This is a genomic window from Paraclostridium bifermentans, from assembly GCF_964259345.1.
Taxonomy (GTDB): Bacteria; Bacillota; Clostridia; order Peptostreptococcales; family Peptostreptococcaceae; genus Paraclostridium; species Paraclostridium bifermentans_B.
Window position 1 is genome coordinate 256724 of the sequence record NZ_CAXVJR010000004.1, and the last position, 19481, is coordinate 276204.

The following is a 19481-nucleotide window of genomic DNA, read 5'->3' on the forward strand; positions in this document are numbered from 1 at the left end:
CGTACTTTAAAATGATGTACATTGATAGTCTTTTATTATATTATAAAATAAACAATTAACTATATAATCTGGGGAGAATTATACATGAAAACAATTACGGTAATAAGTTTAGGAGATGAAACAGGTAATTCACTTAAGATTCAACTTGAAAGTATATTAAAAGAAAATATTAAAATAGAATATTATTCTATCCATGACAAGACAATAAACATTAAAAAATCAGATTTAATTGTATTTTCAAGTGAAGATGTAGCCAATTTATTTTTAAATAAGGTAAATTATATAAAAAGTTATGTCATAGTTAGGAGAGTAATTCAGTATGAGCTATTAGATAAATTATTCACTTTAAAAAAGGGAACAAATGTATTATTAGTAAATGATACTAAGGAAACTTGTGAAATAGCTATAAGACAACTTATAGGACATGGTGCAGAACATTTAATATATCATCCATATTATCCAGGAATAGAAAGCTATAAATTACAAAATATAGCAATAACTCCTGGGGAGGAAAAATTTGTACCTAAAGGAGTAAAAAAAGTAATAAATATAGGTACAAGAGAGATAGATATAGTAAGTATAATGGAAATTATTATAAATTTAGGGGATTTAGATATTTATCAAGATTTGATATCATCATATTTTTATAGAAAGATAGTAAACCAATATAAAAAGTATGTAAATATATCGAATAAAAGTACCAAGTTAACTAGAATCTTAAAAGATATATTGGATAATTCAACTGAGGGAATTATATATACTAACGCAAAAGATGAAGTATTAGTATGTAACAAAGTAGCTATGAACATATTAGGATATAAAGCCGATATAATAGGTAAAAATATTTACAAAGTGTTTCCTAATTTAAATAAAGACATAACAACTATAAATGAAAATGAAATATTTATCTCAACAAAAACTATATATTCTAAAAATGAATTAATGGGTTATATGATAATACTGGAGACTTCTTCAGTAATAGAAAAGTTAGATGAAGAGCGTAGAAGAAAGAAAAAATATAATAAAAATTATGTTAAATATACTTTTAAAGATATGATAGGCAATAATGATAAACATAATAAAATGATAAAATTATCTAAAAAAATATCAAAAACGAATTCTACTATATTAATACAAGGAGAAAGTGGGACGGGAAAAGAAATTTTAGCTCAATCGATACATAATGAATCAGATAGAAAAGATAACCCATTTGTAGCTATAAACTTCTCTGCTTTATCAGAAAATTTGCTAGAAAGCGAATTGTTTGGGTACGAAGAAGGGGCTTTTACTGGTGCTCAAAAAGGTGGGAAAGTAGGCTTATTTAAAAAGGCTCATAAAGGAACAATATTTTTAGATGAGATAGGTGATGCGCCATATCATTTTCAAACTAGACTTTTAAGAGTATTGCAAGAGAGAGAGATAACACCAGTTGGAAGTTGTGAAGTTATTCCAATAGATGTAAGGGTGATAGCTGCAACTAATAAGGATTTAGTAACAGAAGTTAAAAATAATAGGTTTAGAGAGGACTTATTTTATAGAATCAATGTTATGCCTTTATATACTATTAGTCTTAGAGATAGAAAATGTGATATAAAATTGCTTATGAAGTATTATTTAAAAAAGCATAAGATATTTATACCTTTAAAAAATTTTGTGGAAGAAGATGTCATGAACTTTTTAAATAATTATAATTGGCCAGGGAATATAAGAGAACTAGTAAACATTGTAGAGTTTTTAGTTAACATAAAAGAGAATAATATAAAAATAAAACTAGAAGATTTACCTCAGTATATGTTTAGAAATTTAAGTGAAGGTAAATTTCTAAACAATGATACTATAGATAATGCTAAACATGATGATAAAGATTCTAAGGAAATTGTAAGAAATTTAGAATTAAATGAAAATGAACAATGGGTATTGTATCAAATATATAAACAAACTGGAATAGGTAGAAGAGGAATCTGTAAGATTGCTAAGGATAATAGCTTGAATTTAGGAGAAGGTAGAATTAGAGGGATATTAAATAAGTTGAAAGAAAATGAATATATAGAAATAAATAGAGGAATAAAAGGGACAAAAATTCTAAATAAAGGGATAAAATTAATAGAAAATGGGATATAAAAAGGGTTAATACTAATTAGTATTAACCCTTTTTATATTTGCAAACAACATATAATTATCGGAAAATAATTAAAATTTAGAAAATAATAATAATATTTTAGATAAAACAATGAAAAAACTTGGAAATTTATAGCTGTATAAAAAAATGGCATATATATTGCTAATATAAACAAATAAATATTAAGTAAATATGAACAATGGGGGTATGATAAATGATTAAAGTTGAAAATGGAAGAAGGAAGCCATCTATATTACAAGCGATAACACCGATAATATTCATGATAGTGGCGTTAGCTGTAGGATATGGATATTTTAAAATGAAGATAGAACCTATTATGGTAATATCGGCATTCTTTGCAGCTGTTATAGCTCTAAAGTTAGGGTATACATGGGATGAAATGCAAAAGGCTATTATTGACAAAATAGCAAGTGCACTTCCAGCAACTCTAATTTTATGGAGTGTTGGTTTTTTAATAGGATCACTTATGTTTGCAGGTACAGTACCTATGATAATTTACTATGGAGTTCAACTTATAAATCCTAAGTTTATCTTGGTAACAGCATTTATATCTTCAGCTATATTATCTTTAGTTACAGGAACTTCATGGGGAGCTGCAGGAACTATTGGAGTTGCAATGATGGGTATTGCAGGAGGTCTTGGAGTATCATTACCAGCAACAGCAGGGGCTGTAGTAGCTGGAGCATTTTTTGGAGATAAATTATCTCCTTTATCAGATACTACAAATTTAGCGCCAATGGCTGCAGGAAGTGAACTATACGATCATATAAAGCATATGTTATACACAACAGTACCAGCAGCTATAGTTTCAATAATTGTATATCTATTTGTTGGTCTTAAAACAAATGTAAGTGAAATAGCGACACCAGAATTGGTTACAAATATGACCGCTCAATTAGACTCAATGTTTAATTTTAACATAATATTATTACTTCCTATAGCACTTGTAATATTAGGATCAGTAAAAAAATGGCCTACAATACCAACTATGTTAGGAACAAGTATACTTACTATAATATTAGGAGTATTAGTACAAGGATTTAGTTTAGTAGATGGATTTTCTGCTTTAGTAGGTGGATTTGATGTAACAATGACGGGATACACAGGAGAAATATCAGAAGAAGTTTTAAAACTTATAAATAGGGGTGGAGTAGCGTCAGTAACAAGTACAACGGTATTAATATTCTGTGCTATGGGATTTGCAGGAATAGTAAGTGTGGCAGGTATGTTAGATGTAGTATTAGAACTTTTAATGTCAAAAGTAAAATCTACTTTTGGAATAATATTATCTACAATAATATCTTGCTTTACAGTTGCATTTGTTACAGGAAGCTCTTACTTATCAATACTTATACCAGGAGAGTTATTCAAGGATGTCTATCCGAAAAAAGGGTTACATCCTAAAAACTTATCTAGAACATTAGAAGATTCTGGAACAGTAATTGTACCATTAGTACCTTGGTCAGCAGCAGGTGCTTACATGGCATCAACGCTTGGAGTTTCAACAATGGAGTATTTACCTTGGGCTGTACTTAACTATACAGGGATAATATTCGCTATAATACTTGCAGTAACAGGATTTGGTATAGCTAAAATAGATAAAGAAGATAAAAAAATAGTAAACAAGTAAAAAGGGGGATTAAATTATGATATTAATTAAAAATGTAGATATATATTCACCAAAACATTTAGGAAAAAAAGATGTATTAATATGTGGAGAAAAAATAATTTTGATAGAAAAAAATATAGAATTTAAAAATGACAAGATAAATATTATAGATGGAAGTAATAAAATATTAGTACCAGGGTTTATAGATCAACATGTTCATATAACAGGTGGAGGTGGAGAAGGTAGCTTTAAGACTCGAGTACCAGAAATAATGCTTAGCAAATTAACTTCATCAGGTATAACAACAGTAGTTGGACTTTTAGGTACTGATGCAACTACAAGAAGTGTTGAAAACTTAGTATCAAAAGCTAAAGGATTAAAAGAAGAGGGAATAAGTGTATATACACATACAGGATCATATGAATATCCAACAGTTACACTAACTGAATCTATAAGAAAAGATATAGTATTTATAGATGAGATAATAGGTTGTAAAATAGCTATATCAGATCATAGATCGTCAACTTTAACAAATGAAGAATTGCAAAGAGTCGCATCTGATGTTAGAGTCGCAGGTATGATAAGTGGAAAAGCTGGAATATTAGTATGCCATATGGGAGATGGAAAAAGAGGGTTAAATCCTATAAATGAAGCTTTAGAAAATAGTGATATACCAATTAAAACTTTTAGACCAACTCATGTCAATAGAAATAAAGAACTACTTGAACAAAGCTTTGAATTTGCTAGACAAGGTGGAATAATAGACTTGACTTGTGGTATATATAAAGATTTAAGTCCTAGAAAGGTTATAAAATCAGCAACAGAAAAAGAAATACCTAAAGAAAATATTACTATAAGTTCAGATGGATACGGAAGCTGGTCTAACTATGATGAATATGGGAATTTATTTAAAATAGGAGTATCTAGTGTTAAAGCATTACACAATGAATTTAGACTTATGGTTTTAGAAGAAAATATTGAGATAGAAGAGGCACTTACTTATATAACTTCAAATGTTGCAAAAGCATTAGAAATATATCCTAAGAAAGGAATTATAAAAGAGGGTTCAGACTCAGATATACTTTTACTAGATAATAACTTAGATATAGATACTGTTATAGCAAGAGGAAAAATTATGGTTGAAAATAAAGAAATAAAAGTATTTGGGACTTACGAGTAAGTTTTATATTGAGGTGGATATATGAAAACTGTTGGAATAATAGGTGGTATGGGAACTGTAGCTACTATTGATTTATTTAATAAAATAGTGCTTGAAACTAATGCAAAAAGTGATAAAGAACATCTTCATATATTGATAGATAATAATGCACAAATTCCAGATAGAACTAGTTTTATATTGGGAGATGGAGAAGACCCTACTTATGAACTTGTGAAATCTGCCAAAAACCTAGAGAAAATAGGAGCAGATTTTCTGGCTATACCATGTAACACAGCACATTACTTTTATGATGTTATAAAAGAAAATGTAAATATAGAAATAATAAACATGATAGAAGAAACTTCTAAATTTATAAAAAGCAAAAATATAAATAAAGTGGGACTACTAGCAACATCGGGAACTATAAAAGCTAAAGTATATGATAATGTATTTGAAAATTATGACATAGAAATTGTAAAACCTAACTGCTATGAACAAAGTATCATAATGGATTTTATATATGGTATAAAACAAAGCGAGAAAAGTTTTAATAAAGAAGGAGTAATAGAGGTTATTAATAATTTAAAAGAAAAAAATGCAACTAATGTAATATTAGGTTGCACAGAACTTCCAGTAGGAATGAGTATGTTAGGTATTGAAGGAAACTTTATAGATCCAACAAATATATTAGCAAAAGCATGCGTAAAAAAAGCTAAGCAAGAATCATAATGAATATAGAGAACATAAAATAAGTGCTTTAAATAGATAAGAAATGGTTAAGGCTAAATATCTATTTAAGGCACATTTTACTTTATAAATAAACACCTATACTCTAGAGGAGTCATATTTAAATTTTTCTTAAATATTTTTGAAAAATATGACTGTGATGAAAAACCACATAAATTACTAATATCATTTACCGAATAACTGCTTTTTCTAAGTAAATCACAGGATTTTTTTAACTTATACTCAATAATATATTGCTGAGGTGTTATCATCATATGAAGTTTAAATATTTTATAAAAATAACTTCTATCTATATTAAGGTAAGAAGATATATCAGATACTGAAATATTATCACCATAATTTTTTTCTATAAAACTTATTGATTTTGAAATATAACTCTCAGATTGTGATGTAGTTTTATTAAAAGAAGTAGAGTGATCATTTATAAGTATAGATAAAATTTGATACAAATATCCAAGTCCTTCTAATAAATTATTATTTGAACAACTTAAATACACATTTTCAAATAAATTATTAAGCTTGTCATCTTTAGAATAATTAAATATAAAATTTTCATCTAAAAAACCACAAGAAGACAAAAGTTCTTTGGCTTTAGAACCATTTATACCTATCCATCTATAGCTCCATGGATTCTCACTAGATGGATAATAGTTATTATCGGTTCTAGGAGGTATAATAAATCCATCACCAGCTTTTAAATTATAAACCTCATCTTTTATAAAAAAGCTACCTTCACCTTCAATTATGTAATGTATTAAATAATAATCTATTTGTTCATACTGATAAGGATCTCTAGGAGTACAATGTTCAAATCCACATTCAAATATATATAATTCATTACTAGGCTTTAAATCTGTTGAAAATATTCCTATTTTATTCATAATAAATCCCCTTTAAAATTTAATATAATAATAATTTAATTTAAAAATATTCACATGTCAAATTAATATGCAACAATAGTACAAATTAATGAAACATTAATATATTGATGATTACTTATAAAAACGTGTACTATTAAGTCAAAAGATAAATATTTAATTTGTTAATACAACAAAAGTACAATTTTATTATAAATATATGTAGGGGGACTTTTTTATTATGAAGCTTTGGGAAAATATAAATATTGATGGTATAAATAGATTAGATGCAAGGGCTCATTTTTTAAGCTTTCCATCTAAGAAATTAGCTTTAACAAGTGAAAAAAAATATACACATAATTATAAAAATTTAAATGGAAATTGGAAGTTTTTATTTTTAAATGCTCCAGAATACTCTCCAGAAGGATTTTTCAAGGAAGATTTTAATATAGATAGCTGGGATGAAATAACAGTACCAGGCAACTGGCAATTACAAGGTTATGGGAAAATGCACTACTCAGACTTGTGGTACAACTTTCCTATAAATCCTCCATATGTTCCAACGGAAAATCCAACAGGAATATATAAGAGAAACTTTAATATAGATGAATCTTGGTTAAAAGAAAAAGTAATAATTAAGTTTAATGGGGTAGATTCATCGTATAATTTATGGATAAATGGAAAAGAAGTTGGATATAGCAAAGGAGCTAGGATACAAGCTGAATTTGATATAACAGAGTATGTAAGAGTAGGCAAAAATGAAATAACAGTAAGAGTTTACCAATGGAGTGACGGAACATATTTAGAAGACCAAGATATGTGGTGGTTAAGTGGAATATTTAGAGATGTAGAATTATACACTGAGCCATTAAATGGAGTAAATGACATAACACTAATTACAGACGTAGATGAAAATTATATAAATGCAACTTTAAAAGTAAATTTAAAATTAAGAGAATTTAATAATCAAAAAATTAATTTAGAATTACTAGATATTAATAAAAATGTAGTATTTGAAGAAATGGTAGAAGCTGATAATAAAGAAGTAAATTTATCAAAAGAAATTAACAATCCACTTAAATGGACAGCAGAAGAACCAAACTTATATACGTTAATTATAAGTGTTTATAAAGATGAAGATTTAGTTCAAGTAATACCACAAAGAGTTGGATTTAGAAAAATAGAAATACAAGGAGAAGTATTTACAGTAAATGGTGTTGCAATAAAATTTAAAGGGGTAAATAGACATGATTACAATCCTAAAAATGGGAGAGTTGTTGCAAAAGAAGAAATAGAAAAAGATATTATACTAATGAAGCAACACAATATAAATGCAGTAAGAACAGCTCACTATCCAAATTCACACTATTTATATGAATTATGCGATGAATATGGATTATATGTAATAGATGAAACGGACTTAGAGTGTCATGGATTTGAATTAACAGGAAACTACTCTTGGATAAGTGATGACCCAGCCTGGGAACTAGCACATGTAAGTAGGATAGAAAGAATGATACAAAGAGATAAAAATCATCCATCTATACTTATGTGGTCTTTGGGTAATGAATCTTCTTTTGGTTGTAACTTCAAAGCTATGGCAAAAAGATGCAAAGAACTAGATGATACAAGAATAGTTCACTATGAAGGAGATTTTAGGGTTTCAGAAGAAGATGGCCCAGTTTCAGAAGTTTACAGTACTATGTACACTTGGCTAGAGAAAAAAGATGCTAAGTTTACTATGGATACAATAATTAATGATGTAAAGAAACCTCATATATTATGTGAATATTGTCATGCTATGGGAAATGGACCAGGAAACTTAAAAGAATACCAAGAACTATTTTATAAGTACGATAAATTACAAGGTGGATTTATATGGGAATGGTTTGACCATGGGATACACACTATAGATGAAAATGGTCAAGAGTATTATAGATATGGAGGAGACTTTGGAGATGACCCAAGTAATATAAACTTCTGTATAGATGGTCTTAAAATGCCAGATAGAAGTATTTCACCAGGATTATTAGAATATAAGAAGGTTATAGAGCCAGTTCAAACAAGGTCTATTGATTTAGAAAAAGGTTTATTAAGTGTTATAAATAGATATGATTTTAAAAATTTAAATACATTAGAGTTAACTTATAACATAAAAGAGGACGATAAAATTATTTTAAGTGGAAGATTAGAAATGCCATCAATTAAAGGAAGAGAAACTTGCGAAATAAAATTACCGTATAATTTAGATTTTGAAAAAACAGATGGAGCAACATATTATTTAAATATATCATATGTATTGAAAGAAGATACAGAATGGGCGAAAGCAGGGTATGAATTAGCAAATGCACAATTTGAATTGCCTATAAAAACTGAAAAAATAAAAGTTATACCAAAGGGAAGTTTAAATGTAGTTAAGAACCATTGTATATTGAGAGTAGAAGGGGAAAATTTTGAAGTTAACTTTGACTTAGTAAAAGGTAATATAACAAAAGTTACAAAAGATGGATATACATTAATTGAAGACGGTCCAAAATTAAACTTCTGGAGAGCACCAATAGATAATGATATGTATATTGTTGAAGATTACAAGACAAAACACTTTATGCATTTAATGCATGAAGTAGTAAGAAATATAGAATATTCTTTAGATAATAATATACTTACATTTAAAGTTGAAACTATAAATGGAAGTACAAATTCTGCATGGCACTACAAATCAAGCTATGAATATAAAGTACTTCCAAGTGGAGATATATTGATAAATGTAAATGGAGTTCCTTCAGGGATGATAGAAAATGCTCCAGAGATGTTACCTAGAATAGGGCTAAAAATGAAAGTTAATAAGGAATTAGAAACTGTTAAGTATAAAGGCAGAGGGCCAGGAGAGTCATATTCTGATACAAAAGAAGCTAATTTATTTGGAGTATATGAAAATACTGTAGATGGTTTATTTACTAATTATGTAAAACCTCAAGAAAATGGAAATAGAAGTGAGTGTTCATGGGTTAGCTTAAGAAATGACAGAGGAATGAGTATAATGGCAATAGCTGATAAAAAACTGGATTTTAGCGCTTCATATTATGAAGATACTGACTTAGAATATGCAAAACATACAATAGATTTAAATAAGAGAGATTATATAGTGTTTAATATAGATTACAAGCAAAATGGAGTAGGAACAAATTCTTGTGGACAATGGCAATTAGATAAACATAGATGTAAATTTGAAGAATTTAATTTAGGATTTAGATTAGCAATATTTAATAATAAAGAAGTAAGTGAAGTTAATCTAGGAAGAGAAGAAATAGTGATTGATTAATAAAAGGTAAATAGCTTTTAATGTAGAAAATATAGTTAATATGTATTATTAACTATATTTTCTTATATTATCTATGAAAGTATATATATTAACGATATAAATTATTAAATATAAAAAGGGGAAAATTTATGATAGATTTATTTAAAAAAATATACAATAAAGAAAACGATGTGAGAACTTTTTTCTCACCAGGGAGAGTAAATTTAATAGGCGAGCATACTGATTATAATGGTGGAAATGTGTTTCCATGTGCTCTTAGTTTTGGAACATATGGAGCAATAGCTTTAAGAGATGATAAAACTGTAAATATGTACTCTAAAAACTTTGATGAATTTGGAGTTATAAGTTTTAATTTAGAGAAACTAGAAAATGAAGAAATACATAATTGGGCTAATTATCCTAAAGGAGTTATAAGTGTACTTATAAACAAAGGATATAAAATAGATAAAGGTTTTGATATGGTTGTTTATGGAGATATACCAAATGGAGCAGGATTATCTTCATCAGCTTCAATAGAGCTTTTAATGGGGGTTATGTTAGACAATATATTTAATTTAAATATAAATAGAATAGATTTGGTGAAATACTGCCAAGAAGCTGAAAATGAATTCATAGGAGTAAACTGTGGTATAATGGATCAGTTTGCTATAGGAATGGGAAAAGAAAAAAATGCAATACTACTTGATTGTAATACTTTAAATTATTCTTATGCAAATATAGATTTAAAAGATGAAGTTATAATAATAGCAAATACAAATAAAAGAAGAGGGCTAGCTGATTCTAAATATAATGAAAGAAGAAGTGAGTGTGAAACTGCACTAAAAGAACTTCAAACTAAATTAAATATAAATTCATTGGGAGAACTAAGTGAAAAAGAATTTGAAAATAATAAATACTTGATAACTAATCCTATAAATATAAAAAGAGCAAGGCATGCGGTATATGAAAATCAAAGAACTTTAAAAGCTGTAGAAGCTTTGAAAGAAAATAATATAGAAAAATTTGGAGAGCTTATGATAGCTTCACATAACTCACTGAAAGATGACTATGAAGTTACAGGTAAAGAACTAGATACACTAGTAGAATTAGCACTAAATCACAAAGCTACAATAGGATCGAGAATGACAGGTGCTGGATTTGGAGGATGTACTGTGTCTATAGTAAAAAAAGATATGAAAGATGACTTTATAAAAGAAGTAGGAGAAAAATACAAAGATATTATAGGATATAAAGCAGACTTTTATATAGCTAACATAGGAAATGGAACTTGTGAGTTAGGCTAGGAAAAGGAGATTACTATGAGTATATACACTGAATTTGAAAGACTTATAAACTATGGATTAGAAAAAGAACTATTCTTTTATGAGGATATTGATTATATAAGAAACTCACTTATAGAGTTATTTAACTTAGATGAATATATAATAGAAGAAGGTGGATGTGAATCAACTGATTTACAAGATATTATAAATAAATTATTAAATTATGCATACGAATTAAATATACTAAAAGAGAATACAATTTTATATAGAGATTTACTAGATACAAAAATAATGAGTTTGCTTATTCCTAGACCATCGGAAGTTATAAGAGAGTTTAATAAAAGATATAAAGAAGATAAAATCAGTGCGACTGACTATTTATATAATTTGAGTAAAAATTGTGATTATGTAAGAAGTAGTAGAATAGCTCAAAATATAACTTGGAAGACAAATACTGAATATGGAGATTTAGATATAACTATAAATTTATCAAAACCTGAAAAAGATCCAAAAGAAATTGCAAAAGCAAAAGAAGCTAAAACAACATCATATCCCCAATGTTTATTATGTAAAGAAAATGTAGGATATAGAGGGAGATTAAATCATCCAGCAAGACAAAATCTAAGAACAGTGCCAATAATACTTAAAAATAGTAAATATCACTTACAATACTCTCCATATTCTTATTACAATGAACATAGTATAGTACTTTCGGATGAACATAAACCAATGGTTATAAATAAAGATACTTTTGATAGAAACCTAGAATTTGTAGAGAAGTTTCCACACTATTTTATAGGGTCTAATGCAGACCTGCCAATTGTAGGAGGCTCTATATTAAGTCATGACCACTATCAAGCTGGAAGATATAATTTTGCTATGGACAATGCTAAAGATATACTGGAAATTAAACTAAATGAATATGAAGATGTAAAAATAAGTATGATAAAGTGGCCTTTATCTGTAGTTAGGTTAAACTCTAATGATAAAGATAAATTAAGCAAACTAGCTAATTTAATATTAAACCATTGGAAAACTTATTGTGATGAAAAAGTAGATATTTACTCTTATACAAATGATATTCCTCATAATACTATAACACCTATAACTAGAAAAAGAGAAAACAACTATGAGATGGACTTAGTATTGAGAAATAATAAAACTAATGATATTTACCCTGATGGAATATTCCATCCACATAAAAACTTACATAACATAAAAAAGGAAAATATAGGGCTTATAGAAGTATTAGGATTAGCTATACTTCCAGCAAGACTAAAAAAAGAAATAGAAATTATAAAACTATGTTTATTAAGAGCAAATGATGAAAACTATATAAAGGAAAATTTAAGCATACACGTAGATTGGTTTGAATACTTAAAGTCAAAATATGATAACTTTGATACTGAAAATATAGATGAAATACTAAAATATGAAATTGGAATAGTGTTTAAAAAAGTACTAGAAGATTGTGGAGTATTTAAATTCGATAAAGATGGAAATAAAGCTAGATGTAGATATATTGAAAGTTTAAAAAAATATGTAGGTGAGTATGATGAAATACAATAAAAAAATTGTAGGTGAATTAAAAGACAAACATATAATTGCTCATAATGTATCTTTTGAAAATGGTTTTGAAGTAGAGATATTAAACCTAGGTGGTATAATAACAAAAATAATAACTCCAGATAAGGAAAATAACTTAGAAAACATAGTTGTAGGATATAAAGATATTAATAGTTACATTGAAAATCCATCGTATATGGGCGCAATAATAGGAAGAACAGCGGGTAGAATACACAATGCTAAAGTTGTTATAGAAAATAAAGAATATAATTTGTATAAAAATTATGGAAATAATCAAGGTCATGGTGGAAATATAGGTTTTAATAAAAAAATATATGATGTTAATGTTATAGAAGATAAAGATAGTATAACTTTAGTATTTACAGGTACTAGCTATGATATGGAAGAAAACTATCCTGGAAATGTAGATATAAGTGTTAGTTTTGAAATAAGCCAAGATTTTAAAATAACACAAACATACAAAGCAAATACTGATAAAACTACACTAGTTAATATGACTAACCATAGTTACTTTAATTTAAGTGGGAATATTAAAGAACCAATAACTAACCAATACTTAAAAATAACTAGTGACTATATATTAGAATTAGATGAAACTTGTGTACCAACAGGCAAGTTTATAAGTGTAAATGATACGCCATTTGATTTTAGAGATATTAAATGCATTGGAGATGATATATATCAAAGTCACGGTCAGTTAAAAATAGGTTGTGGGTATGATCATGTATTTATGCTAAACAATAAGAAATTAATTCATTTAGAAGATAGAAAATCAAAAAGAGCTATGAAAATAAAGACTAATAGAGCAAGTGTAGTTGTATATAGTATGAATTTTACTGATGATTTAATTTTATATAATGATAAAACAAATCAAAGAAGACATGGAATATGTTTTGAAACACAAGCACCACCAATAGGTCATAATATGTGCTTTATAGATAAATCAACACTTAATAAAAATGAAGAATATAAACAAATTACAGAGTATAAATTCTATATATTAAATCAATAAAAGGAGAGAATTATAATAATTTAATTCAAAATTTATAGAATTAATTAAAAAAGATATGATATTATGAATATAAGATGATTTTTATATAATCATTTAAAACGACATAAATAAAAAATACAGAGAGCCTATCAAAGTAAATCAGAATGATATATATTGATAGGCTTTTTTTTGTATAAATTCGAGGAGGAGAGTATATGGAAAGAAAAATATTAACTGTTTGTCCGTATTGTGGAGCTGGATGTCAGTTAAACTTAGTAGTAAAAGATAATAAAATTTTAAGGGCAGAGCCGGCTAATGGGAGGACAAATGAAGGAAAACTATGCCTAAAGGGCCATTATGGTTGGGATTTCTTAAATGATCCTCAAATATTAACAGCTAGATTAAGAAAGCCAATGATTAGGAAAAATGGGGAACTAGAAGAAGTAGAATGGAATGAAGCAATAAGCTATACAGCATCAAGGTTAAGTGAAATAAAAGAAAAGTATGGCCCAGATGCTATTATGGGAACAGGTTGTGCTAGGGGAGCTGGGAATGAAGCTAATTACATAATGCAAAAATTTATGAGAGCTACAATAGGAACAAATAATATAGACCATTGTGCACGTGTTTGACATGCACCATCAGTAGCCGGTCTGGCTTATTCATTAGGAAACGGAGCAATGTCAAATTCCATACCAGAAATAGAAGATGCAAACTTATTATTTATATTTGGATATAATGGTGCAGATTCACATCCAATAGTTGCAAAAAGAATTGTTAAAGCAAAAGAAAAAGGTGCAAAAATAATAGTAACAGATCCAAGAATAACTGAAACTGCTAGAATTGCTGATATACACTTACCTTTAAAAGGTGGAACTAACATGATTTTAGTTAATGCGTTTGGAAATGTTTTAATAGAAGAAAAACTATATGATAAAGAGTTTGTTGAAAAACATACTCAAAATTTTGAAGAGTATAAAAATATAGTTAAATCATATACACCTGAATACGCACAAAAATTTACAGGTGTTGATGCTAACATAATAAGAAAAGCAATGAGAGAATATGCAAAATCAAAAAATTCGATGATACTTTATGGTATGGGTGTTTGCCAATTTGGTCAAGCGGTTGATGTAGTTAAAGGATTAGCTTCATTAGCTCTTTTAACAGGAAATCTTGGAAGAAAAAATGTAGGGATTGGTCCTGTTCGTGGTCAAAATAACGTTCAAGGGGCTTGTGATATGGGGGCACTACCTAATGTATATCCAGGGTATCAAAGTGTAGAAGATTTAAGTATTAAAGAAAAGTTTGAAAAAGCATGGAATACTAAACTATCTAGCGAAAAAGGATATAGTCTAACAGAAGTACCGCACTTAGTATTAAAAGAAAAAAAACTTAAAGCATATTATATATTCGGAGAAGATCCTGTTCAAAGTGATCCTGATGCTTGTGAAGTAAGGGAAACTTTAGATGAATTAGAGTTTGTAGTTGTCCAAGATATATTTATGAACAAAACAGCACTTCATGCGGATGTTGTTCTTCCATCTACTTCATGGGGAGAACATGAAGGAGTTTATACTTGCGCAGACCGAGGCTTTCAAAGAATGAGAAAAGCTATAGAGCCAAGTGGGGATGTCAAAACTGATTGGCAAATAATAAGTGAAATTTCTACTGCTATGGGATATCCAATGAATTATAAAAATACAAAAGAAATTTGGGATGAATTAAGAATGCTATGTCCTAATTTTAAAGGGGCCACATATGAAAAAATAGAAAAGTATGGAAATGTTCAATGGCCGTGTAAGAATGAAGATGATTCAGATAGAGGAACTATGTATTTATATGAAGGTGGAATGTTTTCAACACCAAATAAAAAAGGGAATCTATTTGCAGCCAAGTGGAGACCTCCAATAGAATTAGAAGACGAAGAATATCCGTTTAGCTTATGTACTGTAAGAGAAGTTGGACATTACTCAGTTAGAACAATGACTGGTAACTGTAGAGCTCTAAAAGAGTTAGAAGATGAACCAGGATATATTCAAATAAATATTAATGATGCTAAAAAATTAGATATAAAAGATGGGGAACTAGTAAGAGTAAGTTCAAGAAGAGGAAGTGTAATAACTAGGGCGTTAATAACTGATAGAGTTAAGCCAAAAGCTACATATATGACATATCAATGGTGGATAGGAGCTTGTAATGAGCTTACTATAGCAAATTTAGATCCAATATCTAAAACTCCTGAATATAAATATTGCGCGGTTAAAGTAGAAAAAATAGAAGATCAAGATTTAGCTGAGCAGCTTTTGGAAAAAGAGTACAAGGAAATAAGAAGAAAAATGCTTATTAAAAATCCTTAAGGTGGAGGATAAATTAAATGGAAAACATATATACAAAAGAAGAAAACTATTTAATAAAATATGTTCAGGATAGCTTTATTAAAACACCTATAATAAAAATAGAAGATTCAAATTTAAATAAGATTGATGAAAATGTAATTGGAGAATATCCTCTTTGCCTTATTTTAAATAATAAACACATAAATACATTTTTATGTACACCGTATAATATGGAAGAACTTATAGCTGGTTTTTTGGCTAGTAAGGGATATATAAATAATAAAAATGATATTTTAGATTTTAAAGTAGAAAAAGAAGATGGAATTGCAAGAGTAAATATAATTAAGAAACAAGACTCTATAGACTATGAATATATATACTTGAACTGTTTTGATTATATAAAATGTAAAGCTATAGAAAATGATATTGTTATAGATACAAATACTGTATATAGGATTATGGAAAAAAATTTAACTTATTCAAAATTATTTAAGGATACTGGTGGAGTTCACAGTGTATCTATATTTGACAAAGATAAAGAAATAATTATATGTGAAGATGTAGCAAGGCATAATGCTATGGATAAAGCAATTGGACATTGTATATTAAATGAAATATCTCTAAAGGATAAGGTAATAGTAGTAAGTGGAAGGATATCTTTAGAGATGATATCCAAAGCAGCTAAAATGCAAATACCTATAGTAATATCAAAATCAGCACCTACTAATTTAGCAATAGAACTATCAAAAAAATTAAATATAACTCTCATAGGGTTTGTAAGGGGAGAAAGAATGAATATTTATACAAATTCACAAAGAGTTATTTTAAAAGGAATTAAATTATAGAAATTAAGTTGGATTTATATTAATTATTGAAAGGTGAGGGGAATATGAAAAGTAGATTAGGTTCATTTGTAATAGCAGATCCTAATAAATGCACTGGATGTAGAGCTTGTGAATTAGCATGTTTTGCAGTTCACAATAAAAATAATAATATTGGATATACAGTAGGCACAGTTGAAGTACCAGTAATACCTAGACTTTTCTTAGTAAAAGACGATAAAGTGTGTATGCCTATACAATGTAGACATTGTGAAGATGCTCCGTGCTTGAATGTATGCCCAGCAAAAGCAATAAAAAAAGAAAATAATACCATGATAGTAAATGAAGAAGTTTGTATAGGTTGTAAGACTTGTTTATTAGCATGTCCTTTTGGAGCAATAAGTTTACTCCCACAGTATAATGATGGAAAAGAAGTGGAGCAAAGAATCATTGATGAAAGTAATAAGATTGCTTATAAATGTGATTTATGCAAAGATAATGAAAAAAAAGCATGTATAGAAGCTTGTCCACAAAAAGCATTAGAGTTAATTTCTCCTATGGAAAATAAAAAAGAAAAAAATAAGCAAGCAGCATTAAGTTTACTTATGACTAACAAATAAAATAAACAAAGGGGGGAATAAAATGATAGTAAGTATAGACAAAGATTTATGTACAGGATGTAGAGAATGTGTTAAAGTTTGTCCAGTAGATGCTATAGAAGGTCAAGATGGTAAGCCTCAGAAAATAAATGAAAAAAAATGTATTTTATGTGGTCAATGTGTACAAGTTTGCAAATCTTATGCATCAGTAGAAGATAGGGGATATGAATTTGTAGAATCTAAAAGGAAAGAAAGACATTTACCAGAATGTATAAAAGAACCTGTATTTGCAGCTAATAACATATGTGATATAGAAAAAGTAAAGCAAGCATTAAATGATCCAGATAAAATCACTATGGTTCAATGTGCACCAGCCGTTAGAGTTGCACTTTCAGAAGATTTTGGTTATGAATTAGGATACCTAACACCAGGAAAGATGGTAGCTGCACTTAAAAAATTAAATTTTGATAAAGTATATGACACTAATTTTGCAGCTGATTTAACTATAATGGAAGAAGGTAGTGAACTTATAAAAAGAATAGAATCAGGTGAAAATTTACCTATGTTTACATCATGCTGTCCTGCATGGGTAAAATTTATGGAAGATAATTATCCGAATTTAACAAATCATTTATCTTCATGTAAATCACCTCAACAAATGGCGGGAACTATGTTTAAAACATATGGAGCACAAATAAATAATATCGATGCAAGTAAAATATTTAGTGTTTCTATAATGCCATGTACTTGTAAAAAGTTTGAATGCAATAGACAAGAAATGAATAGCAGTGGATATAAAGATGTAGATGCTGTTTTAACAACTAGAGAGTTAGCATATTTAATAAAAGATATGGGAATTGATTTTAAAAATTTGAAAGAAGAAAAGTTTGATGATTCATTGGGGAACTATACAGGAGCAGCCACTATATTTGGAGTAACAGGTGGAGTTATGGAAGCTGCCATAAGAACAGGTTATGAACTTATAACTAATGAAAGTATACCAAACTTAGAGATATATGAAGTAAGAGAAAATATTGGATTTAAAAAATCAATTATAAAAGTTGGAGATTTAAATTTAAAAGTTGGAATTGTTAGTGGGTTAAAAAATGTAATTCCAATTCTTGAAGATTTACAAAACAATAAGCTAGATTTAGACTTTATAGAAGTTATGACCTGTCCAGTAGGTTGTGTAAGTGGAGGAGGTCAACCTAAGGTTTTACTAGAGGAGTATAGACAATTAGCATATCAAAATAGAACTAAATCAACGTATAATCATGACGCAAACCTAGAAGTAAGAAAATCACATAATAACCCAGACATTAAGAAAATATATAAAGAATTTTTGGAGAAACCATTAAGCGAGAAATCTCACAGTTTACTTCACACAAAATATTGTGTTAAAAAGGAAGGAGCAAAATAATGAATTACTTCGTAATAGCAGATCCTAATAAATGTATCGGTTGTAGAACTTGTATGATAGCTTGTGTGGTAGCTCATAGTGAAGAAGATATTTTCTACAAAGAATTTAATAATATAAATTTCAACCCTAAACTTGATATTATAAAAACTGACAAAGTAAGTGCTCCAATACAATGTAGACATTGTGAAGATGCACCTTGTGCGAAAGCTTGTATATATAATGCTATAGAAAAAGTTGACCACACAATAAAAATAGACTATAAAAAGTGTGTAGGATGTAAAACTTGTATGATTGTCTGTCCTATAGGTGCAATAGATATGGCTTCTCTAAATGAAATAAGTGAAGATAAACTTTATTTTAGAGAGAAAATGGTAGCTAATAAATGTGATTTATGTATTGAATCAGATGAAGGACCTGCTTGTGTAAGAGTGTGTCCTACAAATGCTTTTAAAATAGTTAAAGAAGATGATATAGATATTGAAGTTAAAAACAAAAGAAAATTAGCGATAAAAAATTTATAAAAATTTATTAAATATAAGTCCCTCAATATGCATTTAATCATTAAGAGGGACTTGTATTATTTTTATACAGAATATTTACATATTTTTAGAAATATTAAAAAGAAATT

General features: G+C 28.0%; 14 protein-coding genes. 13 read left to right on the forward strand and 1 reads right to left on the reverse strand.

From position 1 onward, the window contains the following. Nucleotides 1-84 precede the first annotated feature (84 nt). The 4 genes from ACEXNK_RS09705 to ACEXNK_RS09720 all read left to right on the forward strand — a co-directional run bounded on the left by ACEXNK_RS09705 (nt 85) and on the right by ACEXNK_RS09720 (nt 5637). A complete protein-coding gene (locus tag ACEXNK_RS09705) occupies nt 85-2121 on the forward strand; it encodes a sigma-54 interaction domain-containing protein (RefSeq protein WP_373600334.1) in 2037 nt (678 codons plus the stop codon). A 212-nt stretch (nt 2122-2333) separates the two neighbouring features. After that, on the forward strand, nt 2334-3770 hold the full coding sequence (gene nhaC, locus ACEXNK_RS09710; protein WP_373600333.1) for a Na+/H+ antiporter NhaC: 1437 nt from the start codon (nt 2334-2336) through the stop codon (nt 3768-3770). Between the two features lie 16 nt (nt 3771-3786). After that, nucleotides 3787-4929 (forward strand): beta-aspartyl-peptidase, encoded by a 1143-nt coding sequence (gene iadA, locus ACEXNK_RS09715; RefSeq protein WP_373600332.1) that lies wholly within the window; start codon nt 3787-3789, stop codon nt 4927-4929. A 21-nt stretch (nt 4930-4950) separates the two neighbouring features. After that, a complete protein-coding gene (locus tag ACEXNK_RS09720; protein ID WP_373600331.1) occupies nt 4951-5637 on the forward strand; it encodes an aspartate/glutamate racemase family protein in 687 nt (228 codons plus the stop codon). 77 nt (nt 5638-5714) lie between these two features. Here the strand turns inward: ACEXNK_RS09720 and ACEXNK_RS09725 are convergent, their stop codons facing one another. Continuing rightward, nucleotides 5715-6536, reverse strand: a complete 822-nt coding sequence (locus ACEXNK_RS09725) for an AraC family transcriptional regulator (RefSeq protein WP_373600330.1) — start codon at nt 6534-6536, stop codon at nt 5715-5717. A gap of 217 nt (nt 6537-6753) precedes the next feature. On the opposite strand from ACEXNK_RS09725, the gene ebgA reads away from it, so the two are divergent. The 9 genes from ebgA (at nt 6754) to ACEXNK_RS09770 (ending at nt 19374) form a co-directional block, all read left to right on the forward strand. Continuing rightward, nucleotides 6754-9834: a beta-galactosidase subunit alpha gene (gene ebgA / locus ACEXNK_RS09730; protein WP_373600329.1), complete on the forward strand. Its 3081-nt coding sequence runs from the start codon at nt 6754-6756 to the stop codon at nt 9832-9834. Nucleotides 9835-9962: 128 nt separating this feature from the next. Then, the gene (locus ACEXNK_RS09735) at nt 9963-11117 is read left to right on the forward strand and encodes a galactokinase (RefSeq protein ID WP_373600328.1); all 1155 of its coding nucleotides are present in this window, start codon (nt 9963-9965) and stop codon (nt 11115-11117) included. A gap of 15 nt (nt 11118-11132) precedes the next feature. Next, on the forward strand, nt 11133-12665 hold the full coding sequence (locus ACEXNK_RS09740; protein ID WP_373600327.1) for a UDP-glucose--hexose-1-phosphate uridylyltransferase: 1533 nt from the start codon (nt 11133-11135) through the stop codon (nt 12663-12665). Next, nucleotides 12652-13695: an aldose epimerase family protein gene (locus tag ACEXNK_RS09745; RefSeq protein WP_373600326.1), complete on the forward strand. Its 1044-nt coding sequence runs from the start codon at nt 12652-12654 to the stop codon at nt 13693-13695. The genes ACEXNK_RS09740 and ACEXNK_RS09745 overlap by 14 nt, the downstream gene beginning before the upstream one ends. A gap of 194 nt (nt 13696-13889) precedes the next feature. After that, a complete protein-coding gene (gene fdhF / locus ACEXNK_RS09750; RefSeq protein WP_373600325.1) occupies nt 13890-16034 on the forward strand; it encodes a formate dehydrogenase subunit alpha in 2145 nt (714 codons plus the stop codon). A 17-nt stretch (nt 16035-16051) separates the two neighbouring features. Beyond that, nucleotides 16052-16858: a formate dehydrogenase accessory sulfurtransferase FdhD gene (gene fdhD, locus ACEXNK_RS09755; protein ID WP_373600324.1), complete on the forward strand. Its 807-nt coding sequence runs from the start codon at nt 16052-16054 to the stop codon at nt 16856-16858. Nucleotides 16859-16902: 44 nt separating this feature from the next. Continuing rightward, entirely contained in the window at nt 16903-17454 is a 552-nt protein-coding gene (locus tag ACEXNK_RS09760) for a 4Fe-4S dicluster domain-containing protein (RefSeq protein ID WP_373600323.1), read from the forward strand. A gap of 22 nt (nt 17455-17476) precedes the next feature. After that, nucleotides 17477-18853 (forward strand): [FeFe] hydrogenase, group A, encoded by a 1377-nt coding sequence (locus ACEXNK_RS09765; RefSeq protein ID WP_373600322.1) that lies wholly within the window; start codon nt 17477-17479, stop codon nt 18851-18853. After that, nucleotides 18853-19374: a 4Fe-4S dicluster domain-containing protein gene (locus ACEXNK_RS09770; protein ID WP_373600321.1), complete on the forward strand. Its 522-nt coding sequence runs from the start codon at nt 18853-18855 to the stop codon at nt 19372-19374. The genes ACEXNK_RS09765 and ACEXNK_RS09770 overlap by 1 nt, the downstream gene beginning before the upstream one ends. The last annotated feature ends 107 nt before the right edge of the window (nt 19375-19481 follow it).

What these genes read in the sequence shown, in the direction of transcription:
- ACEXNK_RS09705 (WP_373600334.1), top strand. Translation starts at nt 85, where the DNA reads ATGAAAACAATTACGGTAATAAGTTTAGGAGATGAAACAGGTAATTCA.
- nhaC (WP_373600333.1), top strand. Translation starts at nt 2,334, where the DNA reads ATGATTAAAGTTGAAAATGGAAGAAGGAAGCCATCTATATTACAAGCG.
- iadA (WP_373600332.1), top strand. Translation starts at nt 3,787, where the DNA reads ATGATATTAATTAAAAATGTAGATATATATTCACCAAAACATTTAGGA.
- ACEXNK_RS09720 (WP_373600331.1), top strand. Translation starts at nt 4,951, where the DNA reads ATGAAAACTGTTGGAATAATAGGTGGTATGGGAACTGTAGCTACTATT.
- ACEXNK_RS09725 (WP_373600330.1), bottom strand. Translation starts at nt 6,536, where the DNA reads ATGAATAAAATAGGAATATTTTCAACAGATTTAAAGCCTAGTAATGAA.
- ebgA (WP_373600329.1), top strand. Translation starts at nt 6,754, where the DNA reads ATGAAGCTTTGGGAAAATATAAATATTGATGGTATAAATAGATTAGAT.
- ACEXNK_RS09735 (WP_373600328.1), top strand. Translation starts at nt 9,963, where the DNA reads ATGATAGATTTATTTAAAAAAATATACAATAAAGAAAACGATGTGAGA.
- ACEXNK_RS09740 (WP_373600327.1), top strand. Translation starts at nt 11,133, where the DNA reads ATGAGTATATACACTGAATTTGAAAGACTTATAAACTATGGATTAGAA.
- ACEXNK_RS09745 (WP_373600326.1), top strand. Translation starts at nt 12,652, where the DNA reads ATGAAATACAATAAAAAAATTGTAGGTGAATTAAAAGACAAACATATA.
- fdhD (WP_373600324.1), top strand. Translation starts at nt 16,052, where the DNA reads ATGGAAAACATATATACAAAAGAAGAAAACTATTTAATAAAATATGTT.
- ACEXNK_RS09760 (WP_373600323.1), top strand. Translation starts at nt 16,903, where the DNA reads ATGAAAAGTAGATTAGGTTCATTTGTAATAGCAGATCCTAATAAATGC.
- ACEXNK_RS09765 (WP_373600322.1), top strand. Translation starts at nt 17,477, where the DNA reads ATGATAGTAAGTATAGACAAAGATTTATGTACAGGATGTAGAGAATGT.
- ACEXNK_RS09770 (WP_373600321.1), top strand. Translation starts at nt 18,853, where the DNA reads ATGAATTACTTCGTAATAGCAGATCCTAATAAATGTATCGGTTGTAGA.